This is a genomic window from Pontibacter harenae (assembly GCF_020907245.1).
Classification (GTDB): Bacteria; Bacteroidota; Bacteroidia; order Cytophagales; family Hymenobacteraceae; genus Pontibacter; species Pontibacter harenae.
The window spans coordinates 41958-63014 of record NZ_JAJJWH010000017.1 but is presented as its reverse complement, the minus strand read 5'-3'; the positions used below and the strand labels follow the sequence as shown (position 1 = coordinate 63014).

Here is a 21057-nt window from a genome sequence, read left to right as displayed (position 1 = left end):
ATGCCTACACCTTTATACAAAAGCGTAAGCCTACTACTTTTTATATTCTACCTGTTGCAAGTAAATCCGTTACTTGCTCAGAATTGTTCTGTTTCTATTGCTGTAGTTGGAAATGGCGGAACTACACTTTGTCAGGGTCAGAGTGTAGATTTAGCTGGAAATGCCACTGGTTTTACAGCTACTTCCTGGGAGTGGTTTCGCGACGGAAATTTTGTTTCTAATTCTCAGACAATAACCGTAAGTATTGCTGGTGTTTATACCGTGCAAGCTACAGGTGCAGACTGTGATCCTGCAACTATTTCATCAGGTCAGGTAGAGGTGCGCGTAGTACCTACACCAGCTCCGCCTGTTTTCACTGTAACACCAACTACTGACGTTTGTGGCGGTTCGCCTATCACTTTCGAAATTGATAACCCTGCTCCGCCAGAAGATAATGTAGTTTATACCTGGGTTTTTGGGGATGGCAGCACAGCAAGAGGCACGAGCGTAACACATACCTACGAAGCGACAGGCAAAGGACTGGCATCTTTTGAAGTGCAAGTGTATGGCACCAATAACCAGGGCTGCCGCTCAACTGTACTGCGGCAAACAGTGCAGGTAAGACGCACACCTGTCATTTCTTTTACCGAAGAAAACGATTTTAATGTCTGCCTGCCTGATACTGTTAGCCCATCAGATACCACAATTGTAGCAGTGCTGACAAATACAACGGATGAGTCGCTGTATGATATTACCCGCTATTTTGTGGATTGGGGTGATGGCAATGGTGAAGTAGCCTACGATCCGAGCGAGTTTCCGTTGGAAAGCCCAAACCCTTACGATTCGCTGCGAAGCTACACTATAAATGTGAGAGCGGTTAATGCGAACGGTTGTGAGACTAACTTTACACGCGAGTTCAATGTAAGCCAAAAGCCTAAAGCAAACTTTACCTTCAACAAAGAGCCCGAAGGTACGCCACCCAGTTGTACGCCTATTATAGTCTCGCTGGGAGACAGCTCTACCGGAGGTGACCTAACGTACCAGTGGGAGATTCTCGACCAGAATAATATTGGGGGCTGGGAAGTTATTTTTGGAGACCTGGAAAGCGATTCACTGCAGATAAGGTTTGAGAACTCAGGTATTTTCCAGATACAGCTTGTGGTAAGCAATGCCTGTGGCAGCGACACCACCGACCAAAGCGTTATAGTAGGCTGGCCACAGGCAAACTTATCTGGAGATATAGTTGCCTGCGGCGACACCACCATCAGGTTTGGGCAGGAGCAGGTGTTCTTTGACCCGAATTTCGGAAACACTGTCACCTACGAATGGTTTGTAGACGGGAATCAGGTATCTACAGAACAGTATCCTGAGTTGCAGTTCTCGGCAAGAAATGCTCCTTACCAGGTTAGCGTGCGAATAACTAATGAGTGCGGGTCCAGTGATCTCATTGGGCCACCGCAGCCTATCAATGTTACAGTTTATCCTGTGCCTGGCAGTCCTGTCGTCCAGGACCAAACAACTTGTGAGGGAGAGACGGTAACAATAACACCTACAGGGCCAGGTACAAATTACAATTGGTATAACCAGCCTACAGGCGGTACATTATTAAGTACGGGTGCTAGTTTTACTACGCCAGTGCTTACAGGTAATGTCACTTATTATGTAGAAACAATTAGCCAGGAAGGCTGCTCCAGCGAGCGGGTGCCTGTTACAGTAAATGTAGTGCCTGCCATAGATAATAACACTATCACGCCTGTTAGCCAAAGTATTTGCACAGGCGGCATTCCAGCCGAAATGTTAGGCTCTGCTCCAACAGGCGGTGCTGGCAGTGCTTATACCTATACTTGGCAAGTAAGTACAACAGGACCTACATCAGGTTTTGCTTTGGCTTCTGGTGTAAACAACACCAGAAATTACACTCCAACAGTTATTAGCCGCACTACCTGGTACAGGCGCATTGTTAGCTCTGGCAGTTGTACTGCCGATACGAGCGTGGCGGTGCAGGTAGAGGTAGTGCCAGCCATACAGAACAATACCATAGAGGCGGCACAAGAGATATGTGCAAACGAAGATGCGGCACCAATTATTGGGGCGCGTGCTACAGGTGGCACAGGCACTATTTCTTATGAGTGGCAGATTAGTACGCAAGGCCCTGCAGAAGAAAACTTTGTTCCAGCGCCAGGTGTTAGCGATGGTGAAAACTACGAACCAGGTGTGCTTACCCAGGATACCTGGATCAGGCGAGTGGCTATCTCGGGTGGCTGCCGTGTGGCCTCTGAACCTGTTAAAATCACAGTTTATCCTGAGCTTGCCAATAATACTATCAGCGAAGACCAGGAAGTTTGTACTGGTTCAGCGCCTGAGCCGCTTATGGGTTCTGAGCCAACAGGAGGTTCAGGCAGTTATATTTATGTGTGGGAGAGCAGCACCACTGGTCCAAACGGTGGTTTTGCGCCTGCTGCAGGTACAAATAATGGTCAAAGTTATACACCAGCGACCCTAACTCAAACCACCTGGTTCCGTCGTGTAGTACGCTCAGCAGCTTGCGAAACCACTCCTAGCAATGTGGTAGCTATCACTATTAACCCAGGTGTGACGAACAACAGCATTGCCGCGAGCCAGGAGGTGTGCGACGGAGATGTGCCAGCCACACTTACAGGTAGCACACCATCAGGAGGCAATGGGCAATACCAGTACCTGTGGGAAAGTAGCATAACAGGACCTACCGTAGGCTTTTCGCCAGCAGGAGGTAATAACACTGGCCAGAGCTACATGCCAACAGCCATTACGCAAAACACCTGGTTCAGGCGAACAGTTACATCAGCAGGCTGTTCTTCACAATCAGAGGCTGTGGCTATAACGGTTATCAGGCGGCCAAACGCACCAACAGTGCAAGCACGCAGTATTTCTGCCTGTTTAGATAGCACTGTTACACTATCGGTGCTAAACCCGAATGGCCACACGTATGAGTGGTATGCAGAACCGACTGGGGGTAACGTGCTGTTTGTTGGTCCAAACTTCCCAACGCCAAGGCTATCGCAGACAACTACTTTCTACGTGCAGGCAGTAAACGAAAATAACTGTTCGAGCACCACCCGTACGCCTGTTACAGTTACGGTAGTAGAGGCCACAGCCGATGCGGGAGAAGACGTAACCATTATACAGGGCAGAACAACAGAACTTAGAGCCCGAGGAGGCGCGACCTATAGTTGGGAGCCAGCTGAGGGCATAGTAAATCCGAACTCTGATATTATAACCGTACGCCCAGATGTTACAACAACTTACACTGTAACCGTAACCACTGCAGAAGGCTGTACCGCTACCGATGAGGTGACCGTGTTTGTGACACCAGCCTTGGTTATTCCGAATGCTTTCACGCCTAATGGCGATTTTGTGAACGAGCTTTGGCTGATCGAGAACGTGGAGAACTTCCCAGATTTAAGGGTGCAGGTATTTAACAGGTGGGGAAATGAAGTGTTCTCTTCCAGAGGTTACAGTACACCATGGGATGGACGATTCAACGGCGAAGACTTACCAGTTGCCACCTATTATTACATTATTTATCTAAACAGTGCTGAGAAACCTATCTCGGGCAACGTTACAATTATCAGATGATGCAGATGAAAAAGCCTCTCTTTCTTTTTATACTGCTTATGGTTATTGCTGTGCAAGCATCGGCACAGCAAAGGCCCCAGTATAGCCAGTACTTGCTGAACAACTTTTTGCTTAATCCTGCCCTTAGTGGTATCGAAGACTACGCCGATATTAGGGTGAGCAACAGAAGGCAATGGATGGGGCTGGATGGCGCTCCCGTTACCTATTATGTTACAGCTAACACTCCCCTTAACAAAGGTGCAGGAAGTACAAAGTATCATAAAGCGTTGGCGCACCATGGTGTAGGTGCCTCTATTTATACCGATAAAACAGGGCCATTGCGCCAGACAAGCATAACGGGGTCATATGCCTATCACATGCCGCTTACTAATTCCATCAATGCCTCGGCTGGTGTATCGGCGGGCCTAATCCGAAACTCGTTAAATTCTTCGGAACTGGAGCTAACAAACGAAAATGACCCTTTGTTGGGGGGCGGGAGCATCAACGAGAATATGCTGGATCTTAACATTGGCTTTTGGGTTTACTCCCGTGACTTCTCGATAGGTATAGCTGGAGCGCAATTGTTAGGAGACGCAGAAGGATTGAGTGCAGGTGAAAACAACGATCCAAACTTCGATTTGCAGCGGCATTTTTTTCTCACTGGTAGCTACCGGTTTAGCGTAACAAGGGACCTAGACATAATTCCATCCGTTATGCTGAAAATGGCAACTCCAAGTCCACTAGCCGTGGATGTAAGCGCGCGGGCACTATACGACGAGCGCTTTTATGTGGGTGCTTCTTACAGGCACAAGGATGCCATAGTAGGTATGTTGGGTCTATTTATCAGTCCAACGTTGGATGTTGGTTACTCTTACGATGCCACCATCTCTGACCTTAACAGGGTAAGCAATGGTACACATGAAATTGTGGTTGGTATCAAATTGCTCAATGACCGAAGGATTATCTGTCCGCAATGGATTTGGTAAGTACTTTTCTTGTAAAAAGAATAGGAGGCCCTGAACTTTAAGTTCAGGGCCTTTTTTTATGCATCATCCACTGCTCTTTCTTCTTCTGTAGCGTCTAGCTTTCTTGTATCTCTTGGCTTCAACTATCAAGGCAGAAGGCAGCAAAAAAGCTTAAAAGTGCTAGTGCCAGTTAAACCTTCTGTTCTCATTCCTATGCAGCAACAGAGAGTACTTTCCCTATTCTGTCATTTGCATAAAAGCCCTGGTGTTTAGCCGCTGTACAGCACTGATTTTGAATAGAGTTATGTTTGAAGTGGCTGGCTCTAAGTTCCAAAACTAAAAATCAACATTCATGATGACTTGTAAACTTTTATATTATATATTTAATATATATTGGTTGTTGTTTAGGATTTCAACACAAAAAAATTTAATTTATTGTCTAAAATTTGGTTGATATATTTTTTTGTCAAATTTTAGATGTAACTATGTTTATTAGTAGTTAGAATATGTTTTTCAAATATAAAATTATGATTATTCTAACTTGTTGAAAGGGGTAATGAATTTAGTTTAAGCTTTTTGAAAAGGGTAAAACTATATTTTTGCCGACAAAACTAATGCAATTTAAAATACAAAATATTCCATATAGCGAATTTTTACTTAAGTTATAATGACTAGCTCTTTTTCTAAAGCCATACTTGTGACAGTATGCTTTTGGCTAACCTCCTTTCTGGCATTAGCTCAACAGTACATGCCCATAGAAGCGGACACAGCTTTATATGGTTTTAATGTGCTGGGTACTACCAAAGTAATAAGCACTGGTAGCACCGTTATCAGTGCTCAACTAGGTGTGACAGATGGCGAGGTGTCGGGGTTCCCGCCTGGAGTAGTCTTAAAGCAACCTATTCATGTGAAGGATGAGACGGCTGTGCGGGCCAGGCAAAATGCCGTGGCAATTTTCAATAATGCAATCAGCAGAACTCCAAATTATACCTATACAAGCATCAACCTGGGCGGAATGTTTTTAAAGCCAGGTATTCACGAGATAGACGGTAAGACACAGCTTTCAGGTGAGCTTACCTTAAACGGCGAGAACAATCGTAGTGCAATATTTATTTTCCACGTTAAAGGTGATCTGGAAATACAAAACTCTGCTACTATCACACGTGAAAATCCTTCAAATTCTGCCAGCGCAAATGTATTTTGGATAGTTGATGGCGATGTTACAGTGGGTGCAAGTGCTGATTTGTTCGGAAATATCATAGCGAAAGGAACAATTACATTAGGAGATAACACTAGTCTTATAGGAAGAGTCGTGTCGCTTGAAGGGGAAGTAAGACTGACAAATAATCAAATCAGCGTACCAGCAGATCTTGAAGTCACCATATCTAGAACTAAGGGGCGAAATGAAGACGAAGAGTTATATGTGTTGGGAGAGAAAATTATTTATACCATTAAAGCTAATAACAAGGGGCCGATAGATGAAGCAGACATAAGAGTAACAAATATTCAGTTTCCAGGAAATGTTGAGAGTTATTCTTCCACGGTAGGGCAAACTTATGACTCTAATACGGGCACTTGGGAAGTAGGAACTCTCCAATACGAGGAGGTGGCTACTTTAACCATTGTTACTGTCGTAAACAAGTCGGGGAATGGGTCCGTAAGTGCTTCGATTGTCGGTGGAGGCACAGACGAGATATACGGGAACAACTATTTTGCCGACGGCTTCTGTATTATGTTGGGTGAAGCAGGTGCTGTAACTGGTGATACAGAGTTATGTGCTGGCACTACTGCAGAGTATAGTATAGAGGATGTGCCTGGGGCTACAGGGTATAACTGGAAAGTACCAGCAGGTTGGACTGTGACAGGAAGTGGCACTAAAGTTTCAATTACTGCTGGCACCGAAAGCGGTAGTATAAGAGTAGCTGTGATTAATATCTGTGGCGAATTAGTAACACCCCGCTTGCCTGTAACAGTGTTTCCAGATGTGCCAGCAAAGCCAGGGACAATAACAGGACCTGCCAATGTCTGCATCAACGAAACAAATACCCCAGTTACTTATACCATAGAGCCTGTAGAAAGAGCTAAAACCTACACATGGACTTTACCAACAGGCTGGACCATGGTTGCGGATAACGGCACATCTGTAACGGTAGTACCTGGCGGAGACAACACTGTTAAATCGCTAACGGTGGTGGCCTCTAACATTTGTGGAGACAGCGAGCCAACAACTTTCCAGATACAGCCATTCCTGAAAGCACCAGCGATGCCAGGACCAATATCAGGTTTAAGCAGTGTGTGTGCTACTACAACCTCAACAACCTATGAGGTGGCAGCACAGGCAGATGCCATAAGCTATACCTGGACGGTACCTGACAGCTGGAAAATACTTACAGGAGAAGGTACAAACATCATTGAAGTAGAGCCATCTGCGGAAACAGGGACTATTTCTGTGAAAGCTGTAAACAGCTGCGGCGAAAGCCCTGCCAGAACGTTTACTGTTGCATCCATCACAGCCCCTCCTGCAGCACCTTTAGCCATTTCTGGGGCAACTACAGTTTGCTCAGGCGGAAGCAACATAGAGTATTCTGTTGAGGGTGATGCTTCAGTTTCTGAATACTACTGGTACGTACCAACTGGCTGGACAATCATATCAGGCCAAAGAACACGTAAAATTATAGTAGCTGTAGGTACTAGCGGTGGTAAAATAATAGTACAGGCTAAAAACGACTGTGGGGTAGGCGGAAGCAAATCGATAGAAGTGTCTACGTTGCAAAATGCTCCAGCTACGCCTCTTACTATAAAAGGCACTGAGTACGGCTGTGCAAACAACACACCTTTTACTTATAGAACAGATCCTGTGCCAGGGGCTAGCAGCTATAACTGGACTGTGCCAGAAGGTTGGCAGATAATCAGTGGACACAGAACAACTACCATTACAGTGCTTATGGGTGCTACTGCTGGTAACGTTACAGTAAGTGCATCAAATGCCTGCGGTGTAAGCGAACCGAAAGCACTGTGGGTGCAGCCTTCTACAACGCCGCCTATCAAGCCTTATGGTATTATAGGTGAAACACGTGTTTGCGTTGGGCAGGAGGGAATTGTTTTCAGCTTAAACCCAGTAGATAATACATTAGAATATATTTGGGCAGTGCCAGACGGTTGGACTATTACATCTGGGCAAGGTACAACCACCATTACGGTTACAGCTGGTGCAAGCAGTGGAAGTATCACAGTAAGTGCCTCAAACGATTGTGGCGCTAGCTTACCAGCGCAGCTACAGGTCGCGCCAACAGCAGACCCTCCAGTAACCCCGGTAGCTATTAATGGCAGCACCAGAGTTTGTGTAGGGCAGCAAGGGGTTGTTTATGCTGTAGATCCCGTTCCTGGCGCAGCAACCTATATCTGGGAAATACTGAAAGCAGATGGTTCTGGAACAGCTACCGACTGGAGAATTAACAGCGGCCAGCTTTCTAATTCTGTAAATGTAACAGCAGGCACAACAGAAGCTCTAATAAGTGTAGTAGCTGTAAATGCCTGTGGTCAGCAAAGCCCAGCCAAAACGGTAGCTATTGTGTTCAGAGCTCCTCCAGCACCAGCTGTTTCTATAACAGGGGAGGCGGTGCCATGTATGGGCTTTACATACACTTATGCTGTAAATGATGTGCCTGATGCAAGCAACTATGTTTGGGAGCTGCCAGAGGGATGGCAGATTATTGGTGCGAACGATGGAAAATCTATCACGGTAAAACCAAGTAGCACAGGCGGCAGAATAAGAGTAGCAGCTGCTAACAGTTGTGGCACCAGCGATTTTGTAAGCATGGTGGTTAATCCCTCAACAGACATACCTGTAACACCAGGAGAAATACAGGGCGGTGCAGATGCTTGTGTTAATGGAGTTATCACTTATAGTATAGCGGCTGTTTCAAATGCTCGTAGCTACAAATGGGTCGTGCCAGCTGGTTGGCAAATAATGAGCGGGCAAGGCACTGTTTCCATATCTGTTAAAGTGGGTGCTTCGGGTGGTACAATAAGTGTAGCTACCGAAAACGATTGCGGTGAAGGAACACCAAGAACAAAAGCTGTAACTACCTCGACTGCTCCGCCTGCCAAGCCTGGTATTATTACAGGAGATATACAAGTGTGCCGTGGCTCTAATCAGGTCTATACTATAGAGCCTGTAAACGGCGCTGTAAGCTATAACTGGACTTTCCCAGAAGGATGGGAGATAGTAGCAGGACAAGATACAAGAACAGTCACCGTAAAAGCTGGCAGTGTAGCAGGTACAGTAACTGTTACAGCTCAAAACGGTTGCGGTACAAACACAGGCGAAAGCTTGGCGGTAGTACCAGTAGAAGGGGCGCCTGCTAAGCCGAAAGAAATCATCAACAACAACGGCAACTTCTGTGGAGGTACAGATAACTTGGTATTCCGCATTCCTGATGTTGCCACGGCCACATCTTATACCTGGCTAGTGCCAGCAGGTTGGCAAATTACAGCTGGTCAGGGCACTACGCAGATTACTGTTAAAGCGGGTACAACTTCTGGTCAGGTAACAGTAGTAGCTTCAAACGCATGTGGTCAGGGCGAGACAAGCTCACTTGCCGTTGCACCACAGGCTCCTTTAGTTGCTCCTTTACAAATAACAGGTCCTGCATATCCTTGTAACCAGAATTCTACGGCTGTTTATTCTGTGTCAGAGGTGGCTGGAGCTGATCATTACCTATGGAGCTTGCCATCTGGCTGGACGATTATCTCTGGAGAAGGAACAAGTAAAATAGAAGTGGTGGTAGTGGGAGCAGGTGGAGCCGTGTCGGTAAAAGCAGGCAACACATGTGGCTACACTACCGAAATCTCTTTAGAGGTGCAGACAGTTAGCGAAGCACCAATTGCTCCTGCAAACATAGAAGGTGACTTGACAATTTGTGCCAGTACAACGGCTACCTATTCTGTAGAGCCATCGGCTACAGCCATTTCCTATACTTGGACTTTGCCAACAGGATGGCAAATAATATCTGGCGAAGGTACCTCCGAAATCACAGTAAAAGTAGGTAGTGCTTCAGGCGAAATATCAGTTAGCGCAAATAACAACTGCGGCTCCAGTACCAGCACAGTTAAACCTGTGGTCTCTGTTCCAATGATCGCCATTAGCAGCATCATTGATAGAAGCTCTCCTTGTACGGGCCTTGTATATGAAGTGGCATCATCTAGTGGCGCTGTAGACTATGTGTGGAATGTACCAGCTGGCTGGGTTATCACTTCTGGGCAGGGAACTACACGCATTACGGTTACTCCAGGTGAAGGAACAGGTGTTATTACAGTAGCGGCTAATAACGGTATTTGCCTAAGTGAACCGATGGCATCTCTAACGCCAGATTTAAATCTGCTGAATAGCGGCATCGTGTTTCCGAACGTGTTCACACCAAACAACGATGGCAATAATGACACCTGGGAAATAGAGAGCATCATGAACTTCCCTGACAATGATATTACGGTGATTAACCGTTGGGGCAGTGAGGTGTTCCGCAGTAAGTCTTACAAAAACGGTTGGACTGGGGATAACTTAAGCGAAGGCACTTACTACTACATTGCCAGGGTAAAACTTTGCGACGGGACAGACAAAGTGTTTAAAGGATATGTGATGATTGTAAGGTAGAGATATTCAAAGTCTATGAAACTAAAACGATTGCTGCTGTTGGTAGGAGTGGTAGCTACAACAGGAGGTGCTTATGCACAACAGGCCCCTCAGTACACGCAGTACATTTTTAATGAGCAGGTCATAAACCCGGCTTACACTGGAAGTAAAGAAGTACTGACCATAAATGCTACGCACCGCAGCCAGTGGGCTGGTATAGAAGGGGCACCTGTTACCCAAACTTTAAGCGTGGACGCAGCAAATAAGAGCGGCCGCTTAGGTTGGGGACTTAATGTGCTGAATGATGAACTGGGCGTGCAGAAGCAGACAGGAGCTTATGCTAACCTGGCAGTAAGGCTTAAGGTCGGGCAAAAGGCAAGGTTGGCATTAGGCTTTGCAGGCGGTATGTCACAGTATACTCTCGATGGTACGAAGCTAAGGCCAGGCTTCAGCACAACCCCAGATGCTGCCGTTCCGCAAAGCAGAGAGTCTGAAATACTACCCGATGCCAAAGCAGGTCTTTTCTTCAACACAGAGCGGTTTTATACAGGGTTCTCTGTGGCAAACTTAATTCCTTTTAAAGGAAGTAATTTGCTTGTGGCAGCACCGCGTCGGCACTATTTCCTTTCTTCAGGCTATGTGTTCGACTTTGGGCCTAAAATAAAATTAAAGCCAAGCTTTCTGATAAAAGAAGATATGGAAAGCCCTACTAATGTTGACCTCAACAGCTTTGTGCTGTTAAGCGAACGCTTGTGGTTAGGAGCCTCTTACCGCACTTCTATGGCGCTGCTCAAAAAAGATAATCCGGAAGCTTATGACCTGGATGAGCGAAATGCCTGGGCAGCTATAGCGCAGATTTATGTTACACCTAAGTTGCGTGTAGGCTACTCTTATGACAAGAGTTTAAATGCCTTAAAGAACTATGCCAGTCATGAGGTTTCGTTGGGGTATACCTTCTTTAAGAAAGACGATTCGCGGATGTTAACACCTCGTTATTTTTAATCTCGAAAGAATGAAAGCCACACATATTATAAATCTTGTACTGCTGTTTGTTTTGCTAAGCTTCTCTCAGGAGGCACTGGCCCAAAAGACAGATAAAGCGCTAAAGGAGGCAGATGAGCTGTACAACAGTTTTAGCTATAGCCTAGCTCTGGAGCGGTACAAACAAATTCTGGAGAATGGGGAGCCGAAGTTGGAGGTTATACAGCGTATTGCCAACAGCTACAGGCTTATGAATAACAGCCGCGAAGCCGAGTTTTGGTATGCGCAGGTTGTTAGCTTTCCTGGAGCAGATCCATCGGACCTTTACCTATATGCCGAGGCAGCTAAACGAAACGGTAATTATGGGAAGGCAAAAGATTTGTTTTTGGAGTACAGCAAAAAAGTACCAGTAGGAGCAGCTCAAGGCTTGAAGATGGCAGCCTCCTGCGACACAGCTTTAGCCTGGATAGCAGCACCTGAGCCTTACAAAGTTCAAAAGCAGGAAAAACTAAGTTCTGATGGTGCTGATTTTAGTCCTGTTAAGTTTAGCGGAGGCCTTCTTTTTGCTTCGGATAGACTAGCCGATAAAGGCCAGAATGCTCGCTTTGGCTGGACAGGTAATGGTTATGTGCAGCTTTACCATGCCACCGCCCTGACAGACAGTACCTATGCCACTCCTAAACCTCTACCTGCAGTTATAAACACAGATTACCACAACGGCCCAGGTGCATACCTCGAAAAAGAGCAAACCCTGTATTTTACGCGTACCCACAGCGTTAAGAAAGGCACCAAGAAGGCCAACACCGATCCAACGAGTTGGTTTAAAGGTTCTGGAAGTGGCGGTGCCTACATCAACAGGCTTGGTATTTATACGTCGGTGCGTGAGGGTGAAGATAAATGGGGCAAAGCAAAAGCTTTTAAGTACAACAACACAAACGAGTATTCTGTAGGGCATCCTGCCATAACATCAGACGGTAACATGCTCTATTTTTCTTCGGACATGCCTGGCGGTTTAGGTGAAACTGATATTTACTACTGTGTCTTAAATGAAGATGGCTCCTGGAGCGAGCCCGTAAATGCGGGTAAAGTGATCAATACACCAGGTAGAGAGAGTTTTCCTAGTATAGGAGCTGATGGAAACCTATACTTTTCTTCGGACGGCCACATAGGTATGGGTGGTTTAGATGTATTTAGAGCCGTTGGTATACACAAAGACTGGACGGCGGTAGAAAACTTAAAGTACCCGATTAACAGTTCTCACGATGATTTAGGTATTAGCATGGATAGCACGGGCAGAAAAGGCATGATCTCTTCTGGCCGCCAAACTCAGAATGGCTTTGATGATATTTACTCATTTACTGAAGTGCGTGTGCCTTGCACGCTTTTCGGCAAAACAATAGAACGTCTAGCCATAGCAGGTACCGATAAGAAAAGAGAGATACCAGTAGACAACGTGTTGCTGCAGTTGTTCGAAGAAAACAACGGGACGCTTAAAGAGATTAAGTCAGATGCGAACGGCAACTTTGTGTTTCAGGTAAAAGCTGGTTTAGACTATATTATCAGGGGTAGTAAGCCTGGCTATTTAACACAGTCTGTTGCAATTAAACCAGAATGCGTGCAAAACACCGATTCTGTAAAAGTAGAAATGATCTTTAACCGCGATACTCCCAACGTGCCAATTGTGCTGGAGAACATCTACTACGACCTAGATAAATGGGACATCAGACCAGACGCAGCAAAAGAACTGGACAAGCTAGTGCAGACGCTGAAAGATAACCCTCGCATTAGCATAGAGCTCAGTTCCCACACCGATAGTCGCCAAACTCATTGGTATAACCAGATGCTGTCAGAGCTCAGAGCGCAAGCAGCTGTGGATTATCTTATTCTGAAGGGTATCAGTAAAGAAAGGCTAGTGGCACAGGGTTATGGAGAAACTCAGTTGCTTAACCGATGCTCAGATGGAGTTTTATGCTCGGAATATGAGCACCAGCGAAACAGAAGAACAGAATTTAAAATACTTGCCACACCAACAACGGCTAAAAAGTAACTGTAGGCATTGCCCAGATAAAAAGGAGCCGAAGCTTAGACAAGTTTCGGCTCCTTTGTTTTTGTAAATTGCAGCTTTAACTACCGTCCATGAAACACCAATTGCCAAACGGCCTGGAGCTTTACTACGAAGTGCTTGGGAAGGCAGAAGCCACCCAAACCATGATTTTCCTGAATGGCCTGTCGCAAAGTACGGGTGCCTGGGCAGGCGTGGTGTACGCACTTAGCAAGAAGTATAGACTGGTGCTGGTAGACCTGCTCTCGCAGGGGCAATCCGATGCGGCTGGAGGCCTTTATACTTTCGAACATCATGCCGCCGACCTGGCCCACTTTCTGCGTGCGCTTCAGCTACAGAATACGATCATAGTCGGTATCTCTTTCGGGGGAGCTGTGGCACAACGGCTGCTGGTAAACCATCCAGAGCTGGTGCAGGCAGGGGTGCTACTATCTACTTTTGCTCAAAAAGATGCTTATTTTGAGGCAGTAGTTTCGGGCTGGGAACAGGCTTTAAGAGCGGGAGGTTATCCCTTGCTATTGGAGGTGATGTTGCCGCTAGTGCTGGGCCGCAGCTACATTCAGAAACCCATCATCAGCTTGGAAAACCTGAAAAGCAGCAAAGCCAACAAAAGCTTGCAAACCTATAAATTGCTGGAGATGTTCCAGACAATAAAAGCCAGCCAACCCTACCTGGAGGAGCTGAAAAAGGTACGGCTGCCCGTGCTGGTAGTGCAGGGCGAAGAAGACATGCTGTGTGCTGTAGAAATGGGCGAAGCTATGGCACAAGCCTTGCCAAATGGAGAGTTGCAGGTACTGGAAAAAGCAGGGCACACTTTAAATCTAGAAAAAGTGCCGCAACTAACTAAACTATTAGACGCTTTTGCTGAAAAGCTGAAAGTATAAATGCCGCTCGCCCCCACAAACCTCACAGCGTATCCTAGGCCTGAGAGTATTTTGTCAGCTACAGCGCTATAGTTTCTCCTCTAACCACAAAAAGCCGCTGCTCAGCACAAACAGCAGGAAAAACCAAATAAGCGGGACCTGCTCCTCCTGGTACGCGATTGTAGCCTCTGCTGATTTTATACTTTGCCTTGCCACATAAGCCTGTGTTGCCTGTTGCCGTTGCTGTATGCTTTCAAAAGCCCAGGAAGCGGTATCCTGCACAAAGAAATAATACGGCGGCGCATCAGGAGTTTGCGCTACATGCCAGCCTGTTTGGTGGGGCCAGAAAGTACCGCTGAACTGCTCCCCCTGCAAAGGGTGCTGTGCAAGCGGCAGGCTTATACTTACCGAGTCGGTTAAGCTGGTAACTGTAGCAACAGGCGGGGCAGCAGCATCTAAAGTATAGTCTGTAAATGAGAGCACAGCGGGTTTGTTTGGCTGCGGTATTTGTGGTGAAGTAAGTTTCCAGAACTTCTCCTTTACTTCCTGCTTTGCGATGGCGGTTAGCAGAGTGGCCCAGTAGCTGGCGTATACCTGTTCCTTCCCTTCCAGTTGCCAAGGAAAAGTCTGTGGTACCAAACTCATGGCCACTTTGCCCCATCCTGTTTGTTTTGCTCCTGCTAAAAGGTTGTTGCCCTTCTCTTCTACCAAACCAGTTATAGCACTTGAACTGACCAACGTATAAGGTGTGGCAAAAGTGCTGGCTTCTGTGGTGCCCGACCAGGAGGCGTGGGTAGTGCGGGTATCCTGCTGCGAAATCCGCTTCGTTTGGAAATTGGTGAAGAAGGAGGTGGAGCGGCTGTTTACAGGTGCCGAGGCAATGGTCAGTATACCTAAGCCTTCTTCGGTAGCAGCGCGTTGTAAGGTGGCACGTTCTGTAGCAGACATGCTTTGTAAGGCTTCTGGCTCTGTGATTACTACATCAAAATTTTGCAGTAATTTCTGCGTAACACGCTCAAGACTCACTTTCGGCATGTTTGCCCATTCGCTCTGGCTGATGTCTTTGCTGATGGTGCTGCGCCATGCCACCCGATGCTGCTGTTCCGCCAAATAATTTTTCAGGAACTTGAATTCGAAGGAGGGGGAAGAAGTTAGGAGCAGCACTTCAAGCTTTTTCACAGATTGCACCTGTACAGGCACTTGTCCCAGCGTATCTACGGCTCCCGCTTTTTTAGCCAAAATACGATAGGTAAAGCGACCTTCCTGCTTTGGTGTGTAGCGTAGCTGAAAAGTTAAGGTGCTGTCGCTTTTTAACCCCACTGAATCCTGCACCTGGCCTGCAGCCTGTAAGTACAGCCACTCGTTTTCAGTGCTTTTATACTTGCCAGCTACCTGCACCGTCTCGCCCAACTTTACCGACTCAGGCCATTGTAAAGCTGCCACACCAGCTGGCGCAGGAGACAGATGCGGTACTACCTGCACATGCTGTAGCGTCCGCAGGTCTTCATCTTCTAAACCATAACCCAATATGTGTAGTATTTGCAGGCTCGGTTGCTCCTGTTGTAGGCTGTACAAATCCGTTAGAGGCTTGGCTTCTGCTGCTGAGGTTCTGTAAGTATAGGTATGCGGTTTCGCTTCTTGCTGTTGCAGTAGCGCTTCCAAGGTATCAGTATCAAAGCCCTCTGTTAAAAGAATAGCCGAAGTAGGATCTATGGCTTTCTGGAAAGTTGGCGGAAACAACAGAAGAACGATGCTTATGCCTGCCACTATGCTGGCCACCACACGCCAAACCAGCCGCTGACGATTTGGCCTGCGCCACGCCAGCCACACCAGCAGCAAGATAACGGCTGCGGCAACAAGCCAGGATAAGTATGAGTGGTTTCCGATCAAGGTAAGCTATTGTAGTAGGAGGAAGATTAAACTTAATTTATTTACCAGCACTTTGCTTTAGGTTTGCGACTTTCTGCAGGAGTAATTCAGGTTCGTTGGTGGTGATAAAATCAGCATTTCGCTCCAGCAGCCAATCCATTACGTTCGGGGCATTCACCGTCCAGGCGTTAACGGTTAAGTTTCGCTCGTGAGCTTCTTTTATCCAGTTTTCCTGCTTCTGCAAAACAGAAAAATGGTAGTCAAAACCATAGAAGTTATCTCTTTGCAACTCTTCAGGAGATTTGTCACCTTTTAAGTATGAGACCTTTGCATCCGAATCCAGTTCTAGCACACGCCTCAGTATATCATAGTCAAAACTGATATAATCTACCCAGCCTTGTGCTTTTGATTCATGCACCAGCGCTACCACCTTTTCGGCCAAAGCTATAGAACGTTCTTTGCTGACCACAGACGGTTTGATCTCTAGTATAAGCTTTGTTGTATTCTGCTTCATCCCCTCCTTCAGGTAGGCTTCCAGCGTCGGAAGGTATTTGCCATTCTCAAGTTTCATTTTTGACAGTTCCTCAGATTGGCTCTGTTCAATTGGCACGCCGTGAACAGTAGGATCGTGGTTTATAAACAGCACTGAATCTGCAGACATGTGTACATCAAACTCGCTTCCCTCGCAACCCAACTTTATAGCATGATGAAGCGCAGCTATAGAGTTTTCCGTAGCCCCTGTGTTTTTCCAGGCACCACGGTGGGCAATTACTTTGTTCTGTATAAACTGATCTTTTACAATTCTCATGGTGTCTCGCTTTGTGCCTCCCGTTATTGCAAACTCTATCACTACGTCGTGCCATTTTGCATTATTGTTGGCAAATGCCTTTTGGGCAAGTAGGTTATTATTTCTGTCTATCTTAAAAAGTTTAGCACTCTCTCCGATAAGCTTTACTTTAGGCTGAGTCGCATTTTTACTCACAATTTTGCCAATGCTAGCACGCTGGGGGGAGTAAGTATAATTTGTAAGTTTTACCATGGGTTGAGCTGTGGCAAATGTGCCAGAAAGCAGCCAGCAAAAAACAAAGGTAGTTATCAATAATGTCGTTTTTCTCATAGTTAATGTGTTTTTAAGGACGTCTTATACTAGCTTAGATATTTGAAAATAATTAATTTGCTGTAGTGTACCTTCCTTCTGCTGCTTTATCTTTTATTTAACTCCTCCCTATACTGCTGCGAAAGTTTGCTTCTGATAGTGCTGGTTTTCTGTGGTGTCCTCTCCGCTGGGGGTAACAATTCCTGCCATGCCCGTTCCACCGTTATTAGGCAAGGCGCACAGAGTGGCTGCTTACGGTTGATGTCTGCGATTAGCGTGCGGAGGTCCTGCAGGGCTCGGAGATATCGGCCAGGTTGATGCAGTGCCTCTTGACCAAGCTCCTGTCCCGCCCGCTCCAGTAGTTGTGCATCTCTTTGGCTATACTTCCCGCCAATTTTCTGGCGCTCCAACCATTGCAGCGCAGCGCGTGTATGCGGTAGAGTAGCTTCATTTTCTGTGGTAGTACGCTTTGCTGGCGGCGTGATTTTATTTAACTCACCTGTCAGACGTAGTTCTGGCTCTTTCAGAGGCGGAGCTTCGAATCCTGTTTTGGCAACATAGGTGCGGGTGCTTTGCTGCACTTCCTTCAGCATGCGCAGCGCTTTGTATTCAAAAGGCAATGCCTCCTTGGGTTTACTTGTCCGAAGCCGAAGTTCTGCCTCCCACATCTGAGCCAGTGCCCCTTTCAGTTTGGCTTTCACGGCGGGTTCAAAAATGGTAGCTTCACCTTCCTGGTCGTGTTTGTGCATGTAAGGGTCGAGCAGCGCCTGCGGATCGTTCTTGTCTCTGAACTCAGCCGCACCGTGATCATGGCCGTCGTCAGCGTGGTGGCCTTCTTCGCCTTCTGGTATACCGCCTCCTGGTCCTATGCCGCTTTCAGCTTCTTCACCTAAAAACTTGCCGTAGCGCAGGCGCAGCAGCTTTTGGTCCACCCCAGTATTGTTGGAGCGTTCATCAAAAGTGGTTTTGCTGATGCTTTTCTGCTCTGCCAGTAGCTTCTCTGTATCGATAATAATTTGCCGCTGGCTCCGGAAATACTCTGGCACAGGATTCACGCCCATCGACATATCAAAAGAAGACTCTACAATGGTGGTGTCCTCAATCTGCACAAAGTAAGTTTCGGAGCGGGTGTAGCCTTGGTGGTTGTCCCAAGCCTGCAGGTAGAAGTATAGTTCATCGCCGTACGTCATGCCTAGCTTTTTTAGGTCAAGCGTTTGGTTTACTTGCAAACTCCGCTTGGTGCCGTTAAGCCCTAAGCTCATTTTCTCTTCCCGAAACTTCACAGCCTCGCCTGTGCCTTTTGCTACAGTTGCTATCAGATTTGCTTCTCGTATGCCATAATCATCAGATAGTTGTACCTGCAGGCTTACCCGCTGCGGTTCTCCAAACAATATTTCTGTGTATTGCTTTGGTTTGCTGATTTGAATAAGAGGTGCCTCGTCGGGAATGATCTCCAACGTATAGTATGCTGATTTCTGTCCGTTGAGGTTGAGGTGGTACAGTGCTGGTTCTGTAAAAGTACGTGCTATAGTATAGGATTCTTTTAGCTGGCGTAGCGGCAACGGAGTTTGTTCATTTAGTACCAACGATAGCTTTTCTGCTGGTTTGTTTGTGCTGATGTGCCATGTTACGGTTGCGCCCTGCTCCACACGCAGATTCGGCTGCTCCGCTTTATAGGCTTTTTTGCCCGTGTAAGCTGGCGGAGTAACTGTTATTTCTATTTCCTCAATGCTCACAGCAGTGTCAGCAACGGCGGCAGGCACATCAGGAAACTCAATCAGTAGCTCATCATTGGTGTTGAAAGCTGGTGCAAAGGATGCGGCAGGTACATAAACAATTAACAGGGCCAAGGCTAACCCTACGGCCAATGCTACACGCGATGCTGTGGGTTTTAACCTGAATGCCTTTTTCTTATCAGGATGAAGTGCCTGCAATCGTTCGGCTATTTTTTGTTGCTGCAAGCGTTCCAGCAGGTTCAGCTCAGCGGCAGGACGAAGCAAAAGTGCGGTGCTATCTTCCAGCTGCGGGTACTGGCGGTTCAGGTGCTCGGCTACCTGCTTCAGACTGATGCGCTGCAAACTTTTCCATCGCAGTGCAAGGTATAAAACAGCCCCCACCATCATTGTCACGGCAGTAGCTGTGAGCAGCGGCACCTCAAACTTCCACTTGAAAAGTATAGCACCACCAACCGCCACAGCTGCCGATGACTGCTGCGCGTACAGCCAGGTTTTTGCCTGCAAATACTGCCGTCGGATGCGCTGTAAGGTTTGTATACTTTGTTCCTGGTCCATACTTAAACTTTTACACGTCTGCTGGCAATGATTCGCTCCATTAAAAACAACACAAACGCTGCTAGAACATACCACGGCAATAGGTGTTGTTTTGCTGCGTCAGGTGTAGAGACAGTAGTAGCCACAGCATGTGTGGCAGGCTTCAGTTGCCGCTCGTCCAGGGCTCGCATGTCGTAAGCTGTTTTGTTTGGCTGTGGAAATAACAGTGGAAACAGGAGCTCTGGCAGTTGCGCACTTTGCCCTAAGCCACTCCAGGCTGGGCTAAAGCCACTGCGGAACCTGTATACATTGCCTCGCCCTATGGGCTGAACTGAAAGCAACTCCTCTCCGTTGGTAGTTGCCCAAAGCATATTGCTTTGTCTTGCTGTTGTTGCACTCAGCTGGTGTATAGGAACAGGTGTATCAGCAGTTGTAGTTAAGCTTGTTTTGATGGCTGAAGGCCTATTCGCAGATTGCACCCATAGCTGTAGCCCTTGTTGCGCCACCTGCTGTAGCAGTTGCGTAGGCACCGCCTCGTTTCGTAACCAGAAAACCCATTGTACAGCCGTGTCAGGTTGTTGTGCTACTGCCGTATTTATGTTGATAGGCAAGCCCGTGTAGTTGCTGATGGCGCTGATAGCAGCTTGCAAGTACGGAAGCTCTGCCTCCTGCGCCTCCTCATAAAGGATGGCCACCTGCAGTGGCTTCTGCTGTATTGGAACCTGATTTATACTTTGGCCAGGATGAATAATTTGTAAACTGTCCTGCCGCCGCCGTAGTTGTAGCTTTTGGTTGTTAGGCAGGTTAATACTTTGGGCGGAGCTGGCGATGCGCTGCTGGCTAAACGTTGTGCTCTCACGGTTGCTCTGGCCGATGATCAGCAGCAGACTATCCGAAGAAAGTTGTGTAGCGGTTTGCACCCAGGCCGATGCTGCTTCTGTGGCAACTGGTATCCAATGTATATTGGTAGGTATGGAGGCAGGCTTTGTACCTCTAAAATAACGTTGCTGATCAGAAGTGAACAGCCAAAGACTGTCTTCTTCCTGCTGATGCCTTTGCGCAAGAGCTGCCAAAAGATTCCAGTAGTTTGTGCTGTCTGTTACAGTTGAATCGCTGGTTCTATTACTGATGTGTTGCCAGTTCTCCTGCGGTATCTGCTCAAAATTTGAGTTGTAGCGGTGCAGGCTATAGCCACGCTGTAGCAGCGATTCAATGGTAGGTTTTATCTTTTCCAGCGCTGAGGAATAGAGCAGTTCTTCCCCCATATATACCGCCTTCTGCCCCTGTGGCTCTTGTGGGTGTTCCTCCCAAACAGGTTGTGCCAACGCCACAGCCAGTACTATAAAAATTAGGCAGCGCAACAAGAGTAGCCACACATTGTTTAACTTAATACTGCTCCACTGCTTGCTAGCTGCTGGCTGCAGCCAGCGCAGGCTTCCCACCTTCACCGTTTTCCCTTGCCGCTTGTTCCATAGGTGTATGGCAATTGGCACAAGTACTGCCAATGCTGCAAAAAGCCAGTATGGAGAAAGAAGGTTCAAGTTGGGGAATTTAGGAGTTAGAGGGTTTGGGAGTTAAAAAGAGTTAGAAAGTTATAAAGGTAGAAAGTTAGAATGTTGTTTTTGGAGTGACTACTTTACTCATGCACCCTTCAAAGGGTACCTTTCTGTTAGTGTAACTCCCCTCCTCGGAGGGGTAGGGGGTGGGTTTTTCATTTTTTATTCAGTCATTCAATATTCAGTTATT

At 46.9% G+C, this 21057-nt stretch carries 10 protein-coding genes; 6 read left to right on the top strand and 4 right to left on the bottom strand.

What is annotated here, in order from left to right; genetic code table 11:
* From LN893_RS10875 to LN893_RS10850, 6 genes are all read left to right on the top strand, one after another.
* Window positions 1–3594, top strand: coding sequence for a DUF8696 domain-containing protein (locus LN893_RS10875; RefSeq protein WP_229969857.1), 3594 nt, complete (start codon window positions 1–3; stop codon window positions 3592–3594).
* A 5-nt stretch (window positions 3595–3599) separates the two neighbouring features.
* Window positions 3600–4559 (top strand): PorP/SprF family type IX secretion system membrane protein, encoded by a 960-nt coding sequence (locus LN893_RS10870; protein ID WP_229969855.1) that lies wholly within the window; start codon window positions 3600–3602, stop codon window positions 4557–4559.
* Window positions 4560–5286: 727 nt separating this feature from the next.
* On the top strand, window positions 5287–10191 hold the full coding sequence (locus LN893_RS10865; RefSeq protein WP_229969853.1) for a PKD-like domain-containing protein: 4905 nt from the start codon (window positions 5287–5289) through the stop codon (window positions 10189–10191).
* A 15-nt stretch (window positions 10192–10206) separates the two neighbouring features.
* Window positions 10207–11172 (top strand): PorP/SprF family type IX secretion system membrane protein, encoded by a 966-nt coding sequence (locus LN893_RS10860; RefSeq protein ID WP_229969852.1) that lies wholly within the window; start codon window positions 10207–10209, stop codon window positions 11170–11172.
* A gap of 10 nt (window positions 11173–11182) precedes the next feature.
* Window positions 11183–13198 carry an OmpA family protein gene (locus LN893_RS10855; RefSeq protein WP_229969850.1) on the top strand — a complete coding sequence of 672 codons (2016 nt, stop codon included), beginning with the start codon at window positions 11183–11185 and terminating at the stop codon, window positions 13196–13198.
* Window positions 13199–13287: 89 nt separating this feature from the next.
* Window positions 13288–14097: an alpha/beta fold hydrolase gene (locus LN893_RS10850; RefSeq protein WP_229969848.1), complete on the top strand. Its 810-nt coding sequence runs from the start codon at window positions 13288–13290 to the stop codon at window positions 14095–14097.
* A 66-nt stretch (window positions 14098–14163) separates the two neighbouring features.
* Here the strand turns inward: LN893_RS10850 and LN893_RS10845 are convergent, their stop codons facing one another.
* The 4 genes from LN893_RS10845 to LN893_RS10830 all read right to left on the bottom strand — a co-directional run bounded on the left by LN893_RS10845 (window position 14164) and on the right by LN893_RS10830 (window position 20852).
* Complete coding sequence (locus tag LN893_RS10845; RefSeq protein ID WP_229969847.1) at window positions 14164–15966, bottom strand: lysoplasmalogenase; 1803 nt, start codon at window positions 15964–15966, stop codon at window positions 14164–14166.
* Between the two features lie 37 nt (window positions 15967–16003).
* Window positions 16004–17062 (bottom strand): glycerophosphodiester phosphodiesterase, encoded by a 1059-nt coding sequence (locus tag LN893_RS10840; protein ID WP_229969846.1) that lies wholly within the window; start codon window positions 17060–17062, stop codon window positions 16004–16006.
* Between the two features lie 86 nt (window positions 17063–17148).
* Window positions 17149–19332, bottom strand: a complete 2184-nt coding sequence (locus tag LN893_RS10835; protein WP_229969845.1) for a DUF4175 domain-containing protein — start codon at window positions 19330–19332, stop codon at window positions 17149–17151.
* Window positions 19333–19334: 2 nt separating this feature from the next.
* On the bottom strand, window positions 19335–20852 hold the full coding sequence (locus tag LN893_RS10830; protein ID WP_229969844.1) for a BatA domain-containing protein: 1518 nt from the start codon (window positions 20850–20852) through the stop codon (window positions 19335–19337).
* Between the last annotated feature and the right edge of the window lie 205 nt (window positions 20853–21057).